The organism is Streptomyces sp. NPDC017529 (assembly GCF_044329785.1).
In the GTDB taxonomy this organism is placed as follows: domain Bacteria; phylum Actinomycetota; class Actinomycetes; order Streptomycetales; family Streptomycetaceae; genus Streptomyces.
On record NZ_JBIRJY010000036.1, the window covers coordinates 23,401 to 41,368 of the forward strand.

The 17,968-nt window shown below is 71.8% G+C and carries 12 protein-coding genes; 2 read left to right on the forward strand and 10 right to left on the reverse strand.

Going from position 1 to position 17,968, the window contains the following annotated elements; all coding sequences use genetic code 11:
* Nucleotides 1-150 precede the first annotated feature (150 nt).
* A complete protein-coding gene (locus tag ACH4K4_RS37835) occupies nucleotides 151-1,422 on the reverse strand; it encodes a sensor histidine kinase (protein WP_398174621.1) in 1,272 nt (423 codons plus the stop codon).
* A 470-nt stretch (nucleotides 1,423-1,892) separates the two neighbouring features.
* Here ACH4K4_RS37835 and ACH4K4_RS37840 point away from each other — a divergent pair, with 470 nt between their 5' ends.
* Together ACH4K4_RS37840 and ACH4K4_RS37845 are read left to right on the forward strand one after the other, a co-directional pair.
* Nucleotides 1,893-2,087: a hypothetical protein gene (locus ACH4K4_RS37840; protein WP_030019622.1), complete on the forward strand. Its 195-nt coding sequence runs from the start codon at nucleotides 1,893-1,895 to the stop codon at nucleotides 2,085-2,087.
* Between the two features lie 99 nt (nucleotides 2,088-2,186).
* Nucleotides 2,187-3,875 (forward strand): hypothetical protein, encoded by a 1,689-nt coding sequence (locus ACH4K4_RS37845; protein ID WP_398174624.1) that lies wholly within the window; start codon nucleotides 2,187-2,189, stop codon nucleotides 3,873-3,875.
* Nucleotides 3,876-3,950: 75 nt separating this feature from the next.
* Here the strand turns inward: ACH4K4_RS37845 and ACH4K4_RS37850 are convergent, their stop codons facing one another.
* The 9 genes from ACH4K4_RS37850 to ACH4K4_RS37890 all read right to left on the reverse strand — a co-directional run.
* On the reverse strand, nucleotides 3,951-6,008 hold the full coding sequence (locus ACH4K4_RS37850) for an ABC transporter ATP-binding protein (protein WP_398174650.1): 2,058 nt from the start codon (nucleotides 6,006-6,008) through the stop codon (nucleotides 3,951-3,953).
* Between the two features lie 49 nt (nucleotides 6,009-6,057).
* Nucleotides 6,058-6,282: an MbtH family protein gene (locus ACH4K4_RS37855; protein ID WP_398174626.1), complete on the reverse strand. Its 225-nt coding sequence runs from the start codon at nucleotides 6,280-6,282 to the stop codon at nucleotides 6,058-6,060.
* A gap of 156 nt (nucleotides 6,283-6,438) precedes the next feature.
* Complete coding sequence (locus ACH4K4_RS37860; protein ID WP_398174629.1) at nucleotides 6,439-7,257, reverse strand: alpha/beta fold hydrolase; 819 nt, start codon at nucleotides 7,255-7,257, stop codon at nucleotides 6,439-6,441.
* A gap of 44 nt (nucleotides 7,258-7,301) precedes the next feature.
* Nucleotides 7,302-8,609, reverse strand: coding sequence for a (3,5-dihydroxyphenyl)acetyl-CoA 1,2-dioxygenase DpgC (gene dpgC, locus ACH4K4_RS37865; RefSeq protein WP_398174632.1), 1,308 nt, complete (start codon nucleotides 8,607-8,609; stop codon nucleotides 7,302-7,304).
* Nucleotides 8,606-9,265, reverse strand: coding sequence for an enoyl-CoA-hydratase DpgB (gene dpgB, locus ACH4K4_RS37870; RefSeq protein WP_398174635.1), 660 nt, complete (start codon nucleotides 9,263-9,265; stop codon nucleotides 8,606-8,608). The genes dpgC and dpgB overlap by 4 nt, the downstream gene beginning before the upstream one ends.
* Before the next feature lie 14 nt (nucleotides 9,266-9,279).
* The gene (locus ACH4K4_RS37875) at nucleotides 9,280-10,650 is read right to left on the reverse strand and encodes a 3-oxoacyl-[acyl-carrier-protein] synthase III C-terminal domain-containing protein (protein ID WP_398174653.1); all 1,371 of its coding nucleotides are present in this window, start codon (nucleotides 10,648-10,650) and stop codon (nucleotides 9,280-9,282) included.
* Nucleotides 10,651-10,793: 143 nt separating this feature from the next.
* Complete coding sequence (locus tag ACH4K4_RS37880; RefSeq protein WP_398174638.1) at nucleotides 10,794-12,155, reverse strand: PLP-dependent aminotransferase family protein; 1,362 nt, start codon at nucleotides 12,153-12,155, stop codon at nucleotides 10,794-10,796.
* 357 nt (nucleotides 12,156-12,512) lie between these two features.
* On the reverse strand, nucleotides 12,513-13,736 hold the full coding sequence (locus ACH4K4_RS37885) for a cytochrome P450 (RefSeq protein WP_398174641.1): 1,224 nt from the start codon (nucleotides 13,734-13,736) through the stop codon (nucleotides 12,513-12,515).
* 215 nt (nucleotides 13,737-13,951) lie between these two features.
* Nucleotides 13,952-17,968: condensation domain-containing protein (locus tag ACH4K4_RS37890; RefSeq protein WP_398174644.1), on the reverse strand; the 4,017-nt coding region annotated here is incomplete at its 5' end.

The window sequence follows — 17,968 nt, forward strand, 5'->3', positions numbered from 1 at the left end:
CTCCTGCGGTCCGGCGCAGCGGTCACCGGCCGCCACTCCCCCCACCGTGCCAGACCCGCCCGCCGCCCCGGAACCGCAGCACCGCACCGGGCCGCCGATCACACGATCGGCCCCTGGCCGGCAGCCCCCGGCCCCGGCGGGAGCGCGTGCTCACTCCGGCAAGGAGATCCGCATGACCAGGCCGCCGCCCTCGCGGGGCGTGGCGGTGATGCTGCCGTCGTGGGCGCGCACCACGGAGCGCACGATGGACAGGCCCAGGCCCACGCCCTTGTCGCTGCCCGTACGCTCGGTCCGCAGCCGCCGGAAGGGCTCGAAGAGGTTTTCCACCTCGTACGCCGGAACGGCCGGGCCGGTGTTGGAGACCACCAGCACCGCACACCCCTGCTGCGGCTCGGTGGTCACCTCGACCCAGCCCGCCTGCCGCCCACCACCCCCCTCCGCCGGAAGCGCTTCGCGCCGCCCCTCCGGTGGCACGTTGTAGCGCACCGCGTTCTGCACCAGATTCAGCGCGATGCGCTCCAGCAGGACGCCGTTGCCCTGCACGAACGCCTGCTGCCGTACGCCCCGGATCTCCACCCCCTTGGCCTGCGCCTCCGCGCGCGCCTGGTCGAGGGCCTGCGAGGCCACCTCCGCCAGATCCACCGGCTTCTTGTCCACGATCTTGTTCTCGCTGCGGGCCAGCAGCAACAAGCCCTCCACCAGCTGCTCACTGCGCTCGTTGGTCGCCAGCAGCGTCTTGCCCAGCTGCGCCAGCTCCGGCGACGCGTCCGGATCGGCGAGCTGCACCTCCAGCAGCGTCCGGTTGATCGCCAGCGGCGTGCGCAGCTCGTGCGAGGCGTTGGCCACGAAACGGCGCTGCGACTCGAAGGCCCGGTCCAGCCGGTCCAGCATCTCGTCGAAGGTGTCCGCCAGCTCCTTGAGCTCGTCGTCCGGACCGCCCAGCTCGATACGCCGGTGCAGATCCGAACCGGCGACCCGCTGGGCGGTACGGGTGATACGACCCAGCGGCGACAGCACCCGCCCCGCCATCGCGTACCCGAACGCGAACGCCACCACGGTCAGCCCCAGCAACGCCAGCAGCGAACGGTTCAGGAAGTCGCGGAGGGCCGCCGCGCGGTGGTTCTGGAGGCAGTCGCTGATCCCCGCGTTGATCTCGTCGATCGTGCCGACCGACGGCACGTTGGGACAGCTGATGTTGAGCAGCTTGACGTTGCTGCCGAAGACCCGGAACTCCGGGATGCCGCTCTTGAGGATGTTGGCCACGAACAGGTAGATGATGGCGAGCAGCACGACGCCGGCCATCAGGAACATGCCGCCGTACAGCAGCGTGAGCCGTATCCGGATGGTCGGCCGCAGCCACGGCACCGGGCGGGGGCGCGGTTCGGGACTCCGGGTGGGCTTCGGAGATATGGTCACCGGCACCGCCGGCCGGGTGGAGGAGGACGACACGGCGCTCAGCTCCGGTCATCCGGCGAAGCGGACACAGCGCCTGGTACCGGGACGATGAAGAGCCGCACGGTGGTTCCTTCCTCAAATGCCACAACGCACGCGGCAGTCGCCAAGCCTTGTCCATCCTGCACAGCGTGCCCGTAAGTCCGCGGTAAACCGGGGTCCGTCCAGGTCGGCCAGGGGTCGCGGCAGCAAGGGGCACCGACGGCGGAAACGGGGGCGACACGCCCGGCCGCCGGACCGTCCCGCGTGTCGGGCGGACCCCGAAAGAAGGTACCTGACCTGCAATTATGTGAGCCCTGGTGGCCGGCTGGACAGCTGGGTTGCGCCAGCTGGGGGGTTTCGGCGGTGAATCACCCGTTCGCAGCTTTTTGCGGCTTGGTACTTGCTGTGAGGCTGGAAGGACTCATGGTGACCGTCCCCACCACCGAGGAGAGAACTCCATGATTCTGTCCATCTCCGGCGTCGTTCTGCTCGGCATCATCGTCTTTCTGTTCTTCCGCAAGGACGGGCTCAAGGTGTCCCACGCCCTCGTCTGCGCGCTCTTCGGCTTCTACCTCGCGGGCTCCGCGATCGCGCCGAGCATCAAGGCCGGCGGTGCGAGCCTGGCCAACCTCCTGGGTGGCATCAAGCTCTGACCGTGGCCCGCCCCGGCCGTCCGCCGTCCCCGGCGGCCCGGTGCGGCCAGGCCCGCGCACCCACCGCATGTCCCGCATCCCGAACCCCCAGGAGACGATGTGGCCCGGCGTCCACTGCCCCGCATCCTGAGCAACAGCGCGCCCATCGCGCGCGGCCGCGAGTTCGCGCGTACCGCCGCCGACAGCGCCGCCGACGTGTTCCACCCGCTGATCACGATCAGCCGGGGGCTGCGGCGGCTGCTGGCCGCCGGGGGGCGGCGCTGGTCCACGACGCCCAAGGAGCGGCGCGGCACGCTGCTGTTCATCGCCGGCGGCAGCGTCCTGGCGATGGCGGTGGTGCCCTACGGTCCGCTGCTCGCCGTCATCGCGGTGATGGCGGCGGCCGCCTGGGCGGGCCGGGAGCAGCCGCCGGAGGAGCCCGCCGGGCCGGGCGACGAGGAGACCGGCCGGCTGCGGGCGCTGTACGAGGCGCTGGTGCCGTACTTCGCGGTCGAGGGCGACCCCAGTCCCCTGTACGCCCACGACGGGGACTGGGAGAGCGTCTTCGCCGAGTACGAGTTCGACGACGGCGGGCGGCTGTCCCGGCTGTGCCTGACCTACCCGGCGTACTTCACCGACGGCGAGGCCGCGTCCCGTGACCGGATCGAGCAGGTGCTGTACGCCAAGTCGGGGCGCGGCAGGGAGTACCACTTCACCTGGCACGAGGAGTCGAACCGGCTGGTGCTGGCCGTGCTGCCGCCGCTGCCGACCGACATCGCGGCGCAGCGGTTCGTGGCGACGCAGGGAGAGACCGTGCTCGGGTTCACCGACCCCGACGCCGTACAGCGCACGCTGCCGGTGGTGGCGGGCGAGGAGGTGCGGGACGTGCCGCCGGTGGTGTGGCGGACCGGCCCGCGCTCGACCGAGCCGCATCTGCTCGCGCTGGGGCAGCCGGGCGCCGGCACCACGACGCTGCTGCGGGCCGTCGCCCTGCAGGCGCTGGCGCACGGCGACGTCCTGGTGATCGACGGCAGCGGCACCGGCGAGTACGCGTGTCTGGCGGGGCGGGCGGGCGTCATGGGCGTCGAGACCGGGCTGTCGGGCGCGCTCGCGACCCTGGAGTGGGCGGCGCACGAGACCGAGCGGCGGCTGATCACCGCCAACCGCGCGCGGCAGGTCGGGCAGCAGGCCCCGGAGGACACCCGCCGGCCACTGTGGATCATCCTGGACCGGCCGACGGCGCTGGCCCATCTCGCGGCGGCCGAGGGCCGGGAGGACCCGCAGAACCTGCTGCAGGTGCCGTTGCGGCACGGCCGGGCGGCGTACGTGACGGTGGTGGTGGCCGACCAGCTCGACAGCACCGCGCTCCTCGGCGAGCCGGTACTGACGCACACCCGGGCCCGGGTCGTGCTCGGTCCGGCCGCCCCGGAGGAGGTGCAGGCGGTGCTCGGGGCGCCGCCGCACACCACGCCGACGTCCGACGTGCCGCCGGGCCGCGGCTACGCCAGGCTCGGCGGCGGGCCGGTGCTCCGCCTCCAGGTCCCGGCCACGCCCGACCCGTTCGACGACGCGACGAGCGAAGCGCACCGGCAGGCCGTGCTGGCGCTGCTTCCGGAGCGTACGGTCCTGGCGGCGGCTCCGCCGGAGACGGCGGCCGGCGGCACCGGCGAGGAACCGGGCGGCGAGCCGGCCGGGGCGGACCGTGCCGGTGGGGCGCGGCGGGCCACCGGGGTCGACGTGCTGTTCGGAGCCGCCGGCTCGGCCACGCCGCGGGAGTCCGCGGTGGAGGCCGGTCGCGCCGAAGGGTGAGAGCCGGCGCACGCGAAGCGGTGCCCGGTCCGTCGCGTACGACGTCGCGGACACCGCCAGGGCGCTTCAGACGGGTCACCCCGGACCGGGGCCCATCGGTCCCGGGCCGCCGGGGCCGCCGAAGAAGCCCGGTCCTCCGGGACCACCGGGGCCGCCGGGACCACCGGGGCCGCCGGGGCCCGGCCCCATGAACCGGACCGGGCCGGTGCCGACCGGCTCGGGGTCCGGTGGCGGGGCGGCGCCGTTCCTCGACTGCCCCGAGAACTGCGTGCGGTACAGCTCCGCGTAGGCCCCGTCCAGCGCCAGCAGTTCCTCGTGGGTTCCGCTCTCCTGGACCCGCCCCTCGCGGATGACGAGAATCTGGTCGGCGTCCCGGATGGTGGAGAGCCGGTGGGCGATCACCAGCGAGGTCCGGCCGGCCAGCGCGATCTTCAGCGCCCGCTGGAGCGCCGCCTCGGACTCCGAGTCGAGGTGCGCGGTGGCCTCGTCCAGCACGACGACCGGCGGTGCCTTGAGCAGCAGCCGCGCCATGGCGATGCGCTGCTTCTCACCGCCGGAGAGCCGGTACCCGCGGTCGCCGACCACGGTGTCCAGGCCGTCGGGCAGCAGCTCGATCAGGTTCCAGATCTGGGCCGCCTTGCAGGCGTCGACCAGTTCCTGTTCGGTGGCGTCCGGCCGGGCGTAGGCCAGGTTCTCGCGGATGGTCGTGTGGAAGAGGTGCGCGTCCTGGGTGACCATGCCGACCGTGTCGTTCAGCGACCGCAGGGTCAGGTCCCTGAGGTCGTGGCCGCCGATGCGGACGGTGCCCTCCACCGGGTCGTACAGGCGCGGCACCAGGTGGGTGATGGTCGTCTTGCCGGCGCCCGAGAGGCCGACCAGCGCGGTGAGTTTCCCGGCCGGCACGGTGAAGGTCAGGTCGCGCAGCGTCCATGCGTTGTCGGTGCGCTCCTGTGCGGGCAGGGCGATCGTCTCCAGTGAGGCGAGCGAGACGTCGGACGCCTTCGGGTAGCGGAACGACACGCCGTCGAACTCGATGGCCGGCGCCTTCGTGGTGCCGCCTGGAGCGGGCAGGGCGATCGCGTCCGGTTTCTCGGCGATCAGCGGTTTGAGGTCGAGGACCTCGAAGAGCCGGTCGAAGCTGACGAGCGCGGTCATCAGGTCCGCCTGGGCGTTGGAGAGCTGTCCGACCGGGGCCATCAGGCGGGTCAGCAGCGTGGCCAGCGCCACCAGCGAACCGAGCTGGAAGGCGCCGTTGATGACCAGGGCGCCGCCGACGCCGTACACCGCGGCGGTGGCCAGGGAGCCCACGAACATCGTCGAGAGGAAGAGCATCTTCATGGCGACGGAGTGCCGGATGCCGACCTCGCGTCCCCTGGCGGCCAGCTTCGAGAACTGGCCCGTCTCGGTCTCCGGGCGGCCGTACAGCTTGGCCAGCAGCGCGCCGATCACGTTGAAGCGCTCCTGCATCATGGAGCCCATCTCGGCGTTGATCTGCATGTGCTGCCGCACGAGCCGCTGCATCCGGCGGCCGATGACCCGGCCGGGCAGGATGAAGAACGGGATCAGCGCCAGGGACAGCAGGGTGACGACCCAGGACAGGTAGAACATCGTGACCAGCACGAATACCAGGGTGAGTCCGGCGGAGAACGCCGTCGAGAGCAGCTGTGTGACCGCCTGTTGGGCGCCGATCACGTCGGTGTTCAGCCTGCTGACCAGTGCGCCGGTCTGGGCCCGGGTGAAGAACGCGAGCGGCTGCCGCTGCACGTGGTCGAAGACTTTGGTGCGCAGATCGTAGACGAGTCCTTCACTGACACGGGCCGAATACCAGGTCTCGGCATATCCCAGGAGAACGGCCAGGATCGCCTGCACGGCGACCGCGACGGCAGCCCAGACGACGATCGAGACATCGCGGACGAGAATACCGTTGTCAATGAGGTACTTGAGCAGGAGCGGTGGAGCCACAGCGCTGGCGGCGTTCAACGTCGTCATGACCAGCAGAAGGGTGATTTGGCGGCGGTGCGGATGCGTGTAAGGCAGAATCCGTTTCACCGTGCCGCGTTTGACCTGCTGCCTGGCTGCCGTGGGGTCCGGCGCGTCCCCTCTCATTATGATCGGCCCTGGGCCACCCATCATGGCCACAGATAACACCTCCGTCTTGTCGTCATGGTCGGGTGGGCCCGGTTCAGCCGGCGGCTTCCTGCTTGTTCATCTCGTCGATGAGGCTCTGCGGACGCAGGTCCGTCCAGTTCTCCTCGACGTACGCCAGGCACGCCGTGCGGGTGTCCTCTCCGAAAACGACCCGCCAGCCGGCCGGAACCTCGGCGAAGGCGGGCCAGAGCGAATGCTGGTTCTCCTCGTTCACCAGAACCAGGAAAGTACCGTTTTCGTCGTCGAACGGATTAGCCACGATCACTCCTGTTCAGTACACCCTGGTGGGTTCTGCTTTGTGACTTGGAACCTGATTGACGATAAACCGGGCCCGGCGGGCCCGACAAGGACGGCACTGCCAACCGGTTGGACAGGCACGCCCCTTCACCATTCACCGGCAGCCGTCCGCCGTAATTCACGGCGTTCGCAGCGTCCGGCCGGCGAAGAAATCGATGATCGCGGAATTCACCGCTTCCGGTTTTTCGAGGTATCCGTAGTGACCGCATCCGGATATCTCGGTGTACCTGCCGCCCGGAATGCTGTCGGCGACCTCGCGCGCCAGGTGCGGCCTGACGACCAGGTCCTCCCGGAATCCGATGACCAGGCAGGGGCAGCGGATGGCCCGGTACGCCGGCCGCCGGTCCGGGATCACCTGGATCTCCAGCTGCCCCCGGACCGCGGAGAGGTCGGCCACCGACATCTCGAAGACGTCCAGCCAGCCGCTGAGCCGTTCCTCGTCGTTGAGGCTCTGCGGTGACAGGTTTTGTAGGGCCTGCACATGGGCCGCGTAGCGGGGAGGGAGCTTGATCCCGCTGTCGCACAGTTCGACGTCGGCGGCCGCCATGGCGCGGATGAAGGTGTCGGCCCGGCCGCTCGTCGCCATCAGCACGGCCTCGCTGACGAGTTCGGGCCGGGCGACGAGCAGTTCCTGCAACGCGATCGCGCCCAGCGAGAACCCCACGGCCCGGCACGGTCCCGTACCGAGGTGTTCGATCAGCCCGGCGACGTCCGCCACCATGTCGTCGAGGGTGAAGTCCGGCCCGCACCCGTCGCTCGGCGGGATGCCGCGGTTGTCGATGGTGACGACCCGGTACCCCGCCGCCTTCAACGCGGGTACCTGGTAGGCGCGCCACACGCGGCCGGGCGCCCCGGTGCCGGTGATCATCACGACCGGTTCCCCGGCGCCGTACTCGTCGTAGCTGAGGGCGATGTCGTTGATCCTCGCCACCGGCATCTGCTTCTCCCTTCACCCGCCGCGCGGCGGTGCGGCGGCTCCGGTCATGCGGAACGCTCCGTGAAGCGGCCGACCTTGGCGATGACGTCCTCGCCGTAGAGCCGCAGGGCCTGTTGCAGCGCGAACTCGGCCATGTAGCGCCGGAACTCCTCCGGCGGTTCCTCGGCGAGGTTGAGCATCCTGCGGTTGGCGAGGACCGCCTCGCCGCGCAGCCGCGCGACGCTGCCGGCGACGGCGGCGTCCATCTCCTCCGGTTCCACCACCTCGTCGGCCACCAGCCGGGCGTCGGGCTCGGTGGCCCGGAGCCGGCGCCCCTGGAGGATGACCTGCCGGGAGACGCGCGGTCCCGTGTGCCGGCCCAGCCGGAAGTTGCCGGCCCCCGGCACGATGCCCTCGCGGGCGGCGGGGAGGGTGAAGTAGGCGTCCGAGGCGGCCAGTACGTGGTCGCAGACCAGGAGCAGCTGCATGCCGCCGCCGATGGCGAACGTGTCGACGGCGGCGATCCAGGGCTTGTCGACGGTGCGCGCGTGCCAGGCCCCGTCGTGGTCGGCCAGCACCCCCCTGACGATCTTGTGGAGGTAGCCCAGTTCGCGGCGGAGCAGGAAGCCGACCAGCGAGATCTCGCCGGCGTGCAGGCTCTTGAGGTTGATGCCCGCGCTGAAGACCCGTTTCCCCCGGTAGCGGGGGTGCGTCATCTCGCCTCCGCGCAGCACTCCCACCCGCACGTCCGGGTCGAGCAGCGCGAGGTCGACGGCGGTCTCCATGTCGTCGACCTGCCGGACGTCCTCGGCGTTGAGGCAGTCGTCGCGGCACATCGTCAGGTACGCCGCCCCGTCCCGCCGCTCCAGCAGGACCGACGGTGTCCGTACGACGCCCGTGCGGCGGAACCCGGGCAGCAGTTCCAGAGCCCGTGGTGTGGGCCGCAGCATGGCGTCGATCAGGTGCGGGCCGGCGGACGGGGACCCGAGCACCGCCTTGAGGAAGATGCCCTGGTCGATCTCGTGCCCCTCCTTGTCCGCCTGGCGGCGGCCGCGGTCCCCGGCCAGCTGCGCGGCCGTCGGCACCAAGGAGGGGAACGCGGCCGCGGCGGCCTCCACCAGTTCCGCGAGCCGCAGGTGCACGGTGCGGCCCTCGGTGAGTTCGTCGTACACGGCGTCGGCATGCGCCTCCAGGAAGCGGACCCGCAGGGCGCGGGCCGCGTCCTTCGCCGCCGCGGCCCCGGCCCGCTGGGCGGCGGTGCGCGAGCCGGGCACCGGCAGCGACGCCACCAGTTCCTCGGCTCGCGCGGCGGCCTCGCGCAGCGCCGGCCAGACCTCCAGGGCCGGTGCCCTGGGAGAGTCCAGGGTGGTCATGAGGCCTCCTGCGCGGTGCCCCGCAGGGCCCGGTCGCAGGCGGCCAGGTGTGCGCCGAGGGCCTCCTCGAAGCTGGTCGTCCCGGCGTCGAACAGCAGTTGCCTGCGGATTGCGAGCTCCTTGCCGGACAGGCCGCTGACCAGCCCGGCGGCGGCCGCGACGGCCTTCTCCGGGTCGTCGACCAACTCGTCGACGACGCCGAGCGCCAGGGCCTCGGGCGCCTCGATCGGCAGGCCGAACAGAACGGCTTTGCGGGGCCGGGCGGCACCCGCCAGCTGGACGAGCCGGTAGCCGGCCATGCCGGGCCAGGTGGCCGAACCGTCGCTCTGCAACACCAGTCTGGTGCCGAGCACCGCGACGCGGATGTCGGCGGCCAGGAAGGCGTCGAGCGCCGGGCCGCCGCACTCCCCGCGGGCCACCGCGAGGGTGGCCATCGGGAGCCGCTCCAGGCGGCGCAGCGCGCGTTCCCACTTGCTGACCAGTGTCACGTCCAGCCCGCCGGCCCAGCCCCGGTCCGGGACTCCGGTGACGTGCAGCGTGACGACGCCGGACCCGCCCTGGTCCTCGGCCCGGTCGCAGAGGCTGGTGAGGGCCTTGACGGACGCCGGCGTCAGCGGCTCGCTCCCGTCGATCTCCAGCGTGAGCGTGTACTCCATAGCACCCTCCGGGGTCACCATCGGACCAGCGCCGTTTCGATCGTGGAGCCCGGCCCCATGGTCATGAGCACTCCGTACTCACCGGGCTTGGCGGCCTCCTCTTCGAGGAGGCGTTCGTAGGAGAAGAGGAACGAGCCGCTGGACACGTTGCCGTAGTCCCGCAGCACGCCGGTGGTGTGCCGCACGTCGTGCCGGGTCAGCCCGAGGTTGACCACGACGGCGTCGATCACCTTCTTGCCGCCCGAGTGCACCAGCCAGTGGCCGATGTCGCTCCGGCGCAGTCCCGTGCCCGCCAGCAGGCGGTCGACGGCGATCTCGGCGTGCGCGCCCACCACGTACGGGATCAGCGGGTCGAGGTAGAAGCTGAACCTGCCCTGGTCGCGGTCCCAGTCGTACCGCATGGCGTCGACCGCCTCGGGGATGATGCAGCTGGCGAACTTCAGGATGCTGGGGCCCTCGCGGACGGCCGGCACGGCGGCCAGGGCCTCGGGAACGGTGACCGGCTCCTCCGCGGCCGGCACCGCTGCCAGGGTCCTGGCACCCGCGGCCACTGCGCGAGGTGCGGGTGACTTGACCGTGTCCGGGCTCGTCATCAGCACGATGACGGCCGCGGCGGGCGCGTCGGCCAACTCCTCGGACGCGGTGGCCTGCTCCGCCGTGGGCGGCAGCGCGGGGACGGCCCTGACACGGGTGGCCGGCGCCTCGGGGGCGGCAGGCCGGACCGTGACCGGGTTGGTCATCAGCGCCACGGCCGCGGCGCCGTCACCGAACAGGCTGTTGACGACGGCGGTCCGCATCGTCGAGTCCACCGCGTAGGCCGCCGAGCACGCTTCCACGCACAGGACGACGGCGAGTTCGCCCGGGTTCGCGGCGGACCAGCCGGACACCACGTTGAGGGCGTTCAGGCCCGCGTTGCAGCCCATGCCCACGATGTCGGAGCGGCTGCAGTGCCGGTCGATGCCCAGTTCCCGGATGAGAAGCGCGCTGAGACCGGGAGTGAGGAAGCCGGTGGTGGTCACGCAGCACAGGTGGCGCAGGTCCGACAGTTGGGCGCCGGCGCGCTTCAGGCAGGCGAGCAGGGCCTCGGCTCCCATGTCCAGGGCCATGCGCTTGTGTTTGTCGAGCAGGTCGCCCTGCGGCTCCGGGGCCCGGACGCCGTTGCTGTCAGGGGCGGGGAGCGCGAGGTGACGCCGGTCGATGGCGCTGTTGAGGAAGACGGAACGGATACGGGGATCGGTGATCCCGAAGGCGTCCAGTACTTCTTGCTGCGAGTAGGACGTGGCGCTCGTCGCCGTGCCCACTCCGATCATCCGGGGCCGGCCGAGTGCCACCGCGGTGCGGTGCTCGGTCGCCAGGATTCCTGCTTCCAGGGTTCCCGTGTCCAGGAACTCCGGAGATTCCACGATGACGGTCATCGGAACGTCCACCCCCACATACGTCGCCTGCTACGCGGCTGCCGTGCGCCACTGATACTGGTCATTTCCGCCGCCCTTCTTACGAAGACCCTTTCGGCACGGGTCATAGGCCGTCATGACGGCTCGCTCTGCGCCTCGATGAAGCGCGCGAGCCTTGCGACGCCCTCCGCGATGTCGGCGGGCGTCACATAGCTGATCGACAGCCTCAGTTCGTCGAGGCCGCCACCGTCCGGATGGAAGTAGTGCATCGGTGTCCAGATGACACCGAAGTCCTCGGCGGACCGTGCCAGTGCGGCGTTGTCCGCGCGGAAGGGCACCCGTACTCCCAGGAAGAAGCCGCCCGCCGGCCGGTTCCAGCGCACTCCCAGGGCGGCCCGCCGGGCCGCGGGCAAGCACTGGTCCAGGTGCCGGAGCGTCAGCCGCATGGCCGCGTCGTAGTGGACGGCCGCCCGCGCGTTCAGCTCCGAGAGCCGGCCGTTCGCGGCCAGCAGGGTGCCCGCCACCACGGCCTGGCTCAGTGCGGGCGTGTTGACCGTCACCATGCTTTTGATCTTGGCGAGTTCGTCCGCGAGCAGCGTGGTGCGGCCCGCGTCGTCCACGACCGGCTGGTCGGCGACGACGAAGCCCAGGCGGGCGCCGGGAAAGACCGTCTTGGCGAAGGACCCCAGGTGCACGACCCGGCGGTCCTTGTCCAGGACCTTCAGCGTCGGCAGCGGCGGCCCCGGGCTGACCAGCCGGTACGGGCTGTCCTCCACGACGAGGATGTCGTGGCGCGCCGCGCAGTCCAGCAGTTCGGCGCGGGCCCGCAGGCTCATCGTGGCCCCGCTGGGATTGGAGTGGTCGGGTATCACGTAGAAGGCCCGGGGGCGGCGGCCCCGCGACCGCTCCTTCGCGATCGCCGCCTCCAGCGCGGCGCGGGAGAACCCGTCCTCGCTCTCCGCCACCGGCGTCACGGGGATGTCCAGGAGCCGGGCCGCGCCGGTGATGCCCATGAAGCACGGGCTGGAGACCAGGAAGGCGTCCTCGGGGCCGGTGACGAGCGCCCGCAGCACCAGCAGCATGGCCTCCTGGGCGCCGACGGTCACCACGATGGACTCGGCCGGGACGTCGATGCGCTCGTCCTCGCGCAGGGAGTCGGCGATGATCTCGCGGATCTGGCCGGCGACCGGCCCGTACTGGTACATGAGGGTGCGCAGTTGCTCCGGTGTCCGCCCCTGCCCGGCCTCGTGGTCGAGGTACCTGCGGAGGTGGCCGAAGATCTGCTCGATGTCGAAGAAGCCGTCGTACGGGCGGCCCGGCGCGAAGGAGATCGCGTCGGGATAGCGGTAGGTGACCTCGTTCAGGAAGGTCATCGTTTCCAGGACCGGATCACGGACGCTGGCGTGCAGATCGGCCTTGCGCAGCGTCGGCGCCGCACCGGATTGCGCGATGTCGCGCACCGGCAGCGCATCGTGGACTACACCCTTTACAGCCATAGATTCCCCCGCGGGCATCAGTTGTTGAAAGAGCCCGTTCCCGGCCGCTTCGGACAGGACGCTCAGGATGGCACTCTTACCGGGCCCCTACAAAGCTGTCCAAAATCCGGCATGCCCCCTTGCACAGCGGGCTCGGGAACCATTTCTTTTCTCTCTTTTCCCGCCCGGCATGGGAAGTGCGCAGGGCACACGAGGCCGGTCGGGAATCGTTGGGAATACAGGACGCGGGGTGTACGGCACGAGGGCGGTCCGTCCGCGGCAGGGGCCGCTGTCCAACGGACCGATTGCGCCACTTGGACAGTCCGCGCGTACCCGTGCGCGGCCCTCGTCGCTCCGGCGTCCCGCGTGGTACTCCCCCTACCAGGCGAGCGGCAGCGTCTCGATGCCGTAGACCGACAGCCCCTGCGGCCGGTAGCGCACTTCCTCCGCCGGTACGGCCAGCCGCAGGCCGGGGAAGCGCTCCAGCAGCCTGGTGAAGGCGATCCGCAGCTCCATCCGGGCCAGTGCCGCGCCGACGCAGTGGTGGATGCCGTGCCCGAAGGCCATGTGGTTGTTGTTCTCGCGGGCGATGTCGAAGCCGTCCCGCGACGCGTCGGGGCACTGGGAGCGGTTGACCGCGAGCAGTGAGCAGGACACGATCTCGCCGGCCTTCATCGTGCGGCCCGCCATCGGCACGTCCACCAGGGCGGTGCGGGGCGAGGCCATCGGCGCGACGGAAGAGTAGCGGAGCATCTCCTCCACCGCCTGGCCCATCAGCTCCGGCCGCTCCCTGAGCAGGGCGAGCTGGTCGGGGTGTTCCAGCAGGGTCAGCGTGCCGAGTCCGAGCATCCCGGCCATGTTCTCCAGCCCGCCGGCCAGGAGGGAGTCGGAGAACCCCACCAGCTCCTTGTCGCTGACGCCGTCCCCGTACTCCTTGATCAGCATGCTGATCAGGTCGTCTCCGCCGGGGTCGGCGCGCTTTTGCGCGATGAACCTGTCCAGGTACCCCTCGAAGGCGTTCACCGCGGCCTGTACCAGTCTGCGCGGCCGGTCGTTGCGCCGGCTCAGGTCCAGGTTGCGCGCCAGTTCGGCCTGGTCGTCACGGGGTACGCCGAGCAGCCCGCAGGCGACCAGGCCGGGCACGGGCCAGGCGACGTGCCGCATGAGGTCGGCGGGCCGGCCGGCCCGCTCCATGACGTCCAGCCGGTCCGCCACGACGCCTTCGATGATGGGTTCCATCCTGCGCATCCGCCGCATGGTGAACTCCGGCGTCAGCATCTTGCGCAGCCGGGTGTGCTCGGGCGGGTCGTACTGCAGCAGGTTGCCGACCTGGGTCAGCCGGCGGGAGTCCGCCTCGCTGTCCGCGGGCGGCCGCGTGCTGAACCGTTGCGCGTCGCCGAGGATCGCCCGCACCTCTTCGCGGCCGGTGGCGATCCAGTCGCTGGGGCCGGGCCCCGTCTCCTCGACGAGCGGTGTTTCCGCGCTCATCCGGCTCAGTTCGGGCGACGGGTTCTGCCCGTTCCGCTGCATGAAAGCGGGGGGCTCCATCGCCTTGGCCCCGATACGGTGCTGTCGTTTGGGAGATTCTGCCGGCTTCGTCATGTGCGGGCCCCCTTCGGCCTTTTCTCGCACCCTCGCCTTTCCGCGAGGGTAATTCGCTGCGCCTGCCGCTTCTCCGGCACATGCATCACCTGCCGCGCCGCTTTTCTCGAACGCCGCAAATGTTCACGGATTCGGCTTTTCCGCGCACCCGCGGGCCGGCGATACGCGCGGGCCGGCGGGCGCGGCGGCCTGAACTGCCGCGCCCGCCGGGTTCCTCACCTCGTACGGTCCGCTCGCCCCGGTTCCGCCGGGGCCGTCCCTTGCGGTGCCTCGCTCGCCCCGCGGAGGGTGTCCGCGATGACGCGCCCGATGCGCGACAAGTGGGCCCGCTGGAGCATGTCGTTGTGGTTGGCGTCGACTTCGTGCGTCACGATCGCACCGGCCGTGTAGGGCCGCCACGTCTCGACCGCCTCCGGTATCGGCAGTTCCGCCGGCCGGTCCTGGGTCGCGACGAAGAGCATGAGGTCGCCCCGGAACAGCCGCGGTGTGTGGTCCCATGCGATCTGGACCGTGTGCTGCGTGACCTCCCGCATGTTCGTCATGAGCGGGCCGCTCACGCCTGCCGTGGGGGGCGCCTCCTCCCCGGGTGGCATCTGGAGTTCACGCCCCGGACGCGTGGCCCCGCCGGGCCCGCCGGCGGCGTCCTCGCCGACGGCGAGCCTGCCGGGGGCGGTGGGATAGCCGTCGAGCACCGCGAGCAGCGCCACCTCCGCGCCCAGTTCCTCCAGCCTGGTGGCGACCGCCTGCGCGAACACCCCGCCGACGGACCACCCGAGGAGGTGGTACGGGCCGTCGGGCTGGACGTCCCGGATCCGGTCGGCGTAGTCGGCCGCCATCTCCTCGACGCTCCGCGGCAGCGGCTCGGGACCGGCGAGGCCGCGCGCCTGCACCCCGTAGACCGGCCGGTCCGGCGGCAGGTGCTGGAGGATGGCCGCGTAGCCCCAGGCCAGTCCGGTGGTGTGATGCACGCAGAACAGCGGCGGGCGGCTGCCTTCCGAGCGCAGCGGCAGCAGCACCCCGAGGTCGTCGCGGTTCCTGACGACGCTCAGGGCCGCTGCCGGCCCGGCCCCGTCCCGGCTCTGCTCCGACACCGTCAGCAAGCCGTCGCCGGTCCACTTGGCCCGCTCGCCGGTACGGAGCATCCGCGCCCCGTCGGGACCGAACGGGCAGGCGACGAACCGTGCGCCGGTCAGCCCCGGCGCCCCGCCGTAACCGCGCGCCAGCGAGGCCCCCGCGACGTACAGGTCGCCGGTGACGGCCGGCGGCACCGGGCGCAGCCGATCGTCCAGTACGAACGCGCGGGTGTTCCACACCGGCCGCCCGGCGGACGCGTCCGCGGGCAGCGGCTCCCCGGACTCGTGCCGCCGGGCCAGCCACGAGCCGGCCGTCTCCGCCGCGCCGTGTCCCCTGACCAGCGCACCGTCCGGATGGTGTGCCCGCCACTTCGCCAGGTCGCCGGTGGACGGGTGTTCGCCGTCCACCACCACGACCTCCGCGTACGGTGACCGGCCGGCCTGGGGGCGCCCGACGGCCGGCAGCTGCTCACGGGTGGTGACCAGCAGAGCCGTACCTTCTGCTGTGCCGGACGGCGGGAGGTCCTGGCCGGGCACGCCGAGCAGGACCTCGTGCCCGGCGCACAGGGCCGCGAGCAGCGGCGTGACCAGCGCGGAGGCGGGTGCCCTGACGTCCAGGGTCACCCTGTGGTCCGCCTGCGTGGTGTGCATCTGATGCGCCACTTGATTGACCAGGGCACGGTGTTCGACCACCGCCCCCGCCGTGGCGCCGAGCACCAGGGCCGCCTGGCCGGGCAGGGGCGTACGGGCGGGAGACGCCTGGTACGGCACGCCGTACACCGCGGACGGCGCCGGGTGGGCTGCCACGACCGGGATCGCATAGTCGGCGGGCAGCAGTCGGGCCGTGGCCGGTGTGCAGACCAGTGCGGTCGGACGCCTCCGGCGCAGGGCGGGGAACCGCTCGCCGACCGGCTGGGCGGGGTCGACGAAGTGGCAGGCGGCACCGGCCTTGAAAACGGCCAGCAGTGCCGCCACGAGCCTGGCGCCGGGCGGCAGCGCCACCACCACGACATCCTCCGGCCCGGTCCCTCGCTCGGCCAGCCGCCTGGCGAGCAGACCGGCCGCCGTGTCCAGCGCGCCGTAGGTGAGGGCACCGTCCCGGTCCGTGACGGCGAGGGCCTCGGGCGTACGGGCCGCCCGCTCGGCCAGCAACTCGACCACGGTGCCGTCCGGAACCTCGGCCGCCGTGTCGTTCCAGGTCTCCACCACCTGACGGTGCTCGAACCGGTCCAGCAGCACGTCCACCTGGCTCACCCGCAGCTGCGGTTCGGCCGCGACCTGTTCCAGGACGCGCACGAGCCGGTTCGCGAGGGAAGCGGCGGTGGACCGGTCGAAGAGCTCCGTGGCGTAGTGCAGGGCGCCGTCGATGCCGTCCGGGGTGCCGTCGTCCTCCTGCCGCTCGACGAGGTCGAACGACAGGTCCATCGCCGACGTCGCGGCCGCCAGCGGGAGGCGCGTGGTGTCCAGGCCCGGCAGCTCCGGCGTGTCCCACTTCTCGGCGATGTCGTCCCGCATGTCCAGCAGGATCTGAAACACCGGGTGCGCCCCTTCCGCAGGGGGCGACGCCAACGCGTCCACCACGTGCTCGAAGGGCACGTCCTTGTACGCGTGCGCGGACAAGGTGATCTCCCGGACCCGGCCGAGCAGCTCGCTGAACGCGGGATCACCCGAGGTGTCCGTGCGCAGCGGCAGCCAGTCGGTGAGGGGGCCCACCACGGCGTCCAGGCCCTCTTCTTCGTCCCGGCGCAGGAGCATGGTCCCGAACGTGAGGTCGGTGCCCGCACCGAGCCGGGTGAGCAGGAGGGCGAGTGCGGCGTGCACCGCCATGAAGGCCGTCGCACCCGCGTCTTCGGCGGCTTCCATCAGTTGGTCGTGCGCCTCGGCGTCCAGGCTCAGCGGAACGGAGTCCATCCGGTGGACGGGCCGCGGGGGCCGCGGCCGGTCGGTGGGCAGCGGCGTCCACGCCGGCACGTCGGCCAGGGTGTTCTTCCAGTAGGTGAGCTGGTCGCTGATCAGGCTGTCCGGGTCCTGCTCGCTCCGGAACAGCTCCTGCTCCCACAGCGCGTAGTCGGCGAACTGGAGGGGCAGCGGAGCTCGTTCCGGGGCCCGCCCCTCACGCCGGGCGCCGTAGGCGGCCGCCAGGTCGCGGACGAGCACGTCCAACGAAGCGTCGTCCGCGGCGATCCGGTGCAGGACGAGAAGCAGTACGTGCTCGGTGTCCGACAGCGCGAACAGGTGCTGCGACCAGGGCGTCTCCCGTACGAGGTCGAACCGGCGCCGGGCGTGGGAGCGCAGCAGACCCGGCAGCTGATCCTCGGCCGCGGGGACCACCGCGAGGGAGGGACGCGCGGCATCGGCGTCCAGGACCCGCTGGTACGCGTCGCCGCCGTCGGTGTCGGTGTCAGTGTCGGTGTCGGAGAAGACCGTACGCAGGATGTCGTGGCGTGCCGCGACATCCGTGAGGGCTTCCTCCAGCGCGGCCGGGTCCAGCTCACCGACCAGGCGCAGCGCGAGCGGGAGTTGCTGCTCCGCCGCCTCGCCCGGCTGGGCCGGCGGCCACAGGCGCGACTGGCCCGCCGAGAGGGGAATGGCGTCCGGGTGATCGACCGGCCGTAGCTCCGGACGTACCTTCGACTCCAGGAGCCGTGCCACACCGATCGGTGTCGGCGCGCCGAAGAAGTGCCGCATGCTCAGCTCGGCGCCGAGTTCGGTCCTGATGCGGCCGGCCAGGCGCATCGCCAGTGTCGAGTTGCCGCCGACGTCGAAGAAGTTGTCGTCCACGCTGACGCGTTCGAGCCCGAGGACTTCGGCGAACAGCGCGCAGAGCGCCTTCTCCGTCTCGCTCTCCGGCGCCCGCCCGGCACCCCGTTCGGCGGGGTCGGACGCCGGCAGCGCGGCCTGGTCCAGCTTGCCGTTCGCGGTCAGCGGCAGCGCCTCCAGGAGCATGATCGCGGCCGGGACCATGTAGTCGGGCAGCGTCGTGGCCACATGCTCACGCAGGAGCTGCGGGTCGAGGTCGCGCCCGGCGCCGGGGACGACATAGGCGACGAGGCGCTGGTCGCCCGGCCGGTCCTCGCGCGCCACGACCGCGGCCTGGGCCACGTCGGGGTGCGCGGCGAGGACGGACTCGATCTCGCCCGGCTCCACCCGGAACCCACG

What these genes read in the sequence shown, in the direction of transcription:
- dpgB (WP_398174635.1), bottom strand. Translation starts at nt 9,265, where the DNA reads ATGGAGTACACGCTCACGCTGGAGATCGACGGGAGCGAGCCGCTGACG.
- dpgC (WP_398174632.1), bottom strand. Translation starts at nt 8,609, where the DNA reads ATGACCACCCTGGACTCTCCCAGGGCACCGGCCCTGGAGGTCTGGCCG.
- ACH4K4_RS37840 (WP_030019622.1), top strand. Translation starts at nt 1,893, where the DNA reads ATGATTCTGTCCATCTCCGGCGTCGTTCTGCTCGGCATCATCGTCTTT.
- ACH4K4_RS37885 (WP_398174641.1), bottom strand. Translation starts at nt 13,736, where the DNA reads ATGACGAAGCCGGCAGAATCTCCCAAACGACAGCACCGTATCGGGGCC.
- ACH4K4_RS37860 (WP_398174629.1), bottom strand. Translation starts at nt 7,257, where the DNA reads ATGCCGGTGGCGAGGATCAACGACATCGCCCTCAGCTACGACGAGTAC.
- ACH4K4_RS37880 (WP_398174638.1), bottom strand. Translation starts at nt 12,155, where the DNA reads ATGGCTGTAAAGGGTGTAGTCCACGATGCGCTGCCGGTGCGCGACATC.
- ACH4K4_RS37850 (WP_398174650.1), bottom strand. Translation starts at nt 6,008, where the DNA reads ATGATGGGTGGCCCAGGGCCGATCATAATGAGAGGGGACGCGCCGGAC.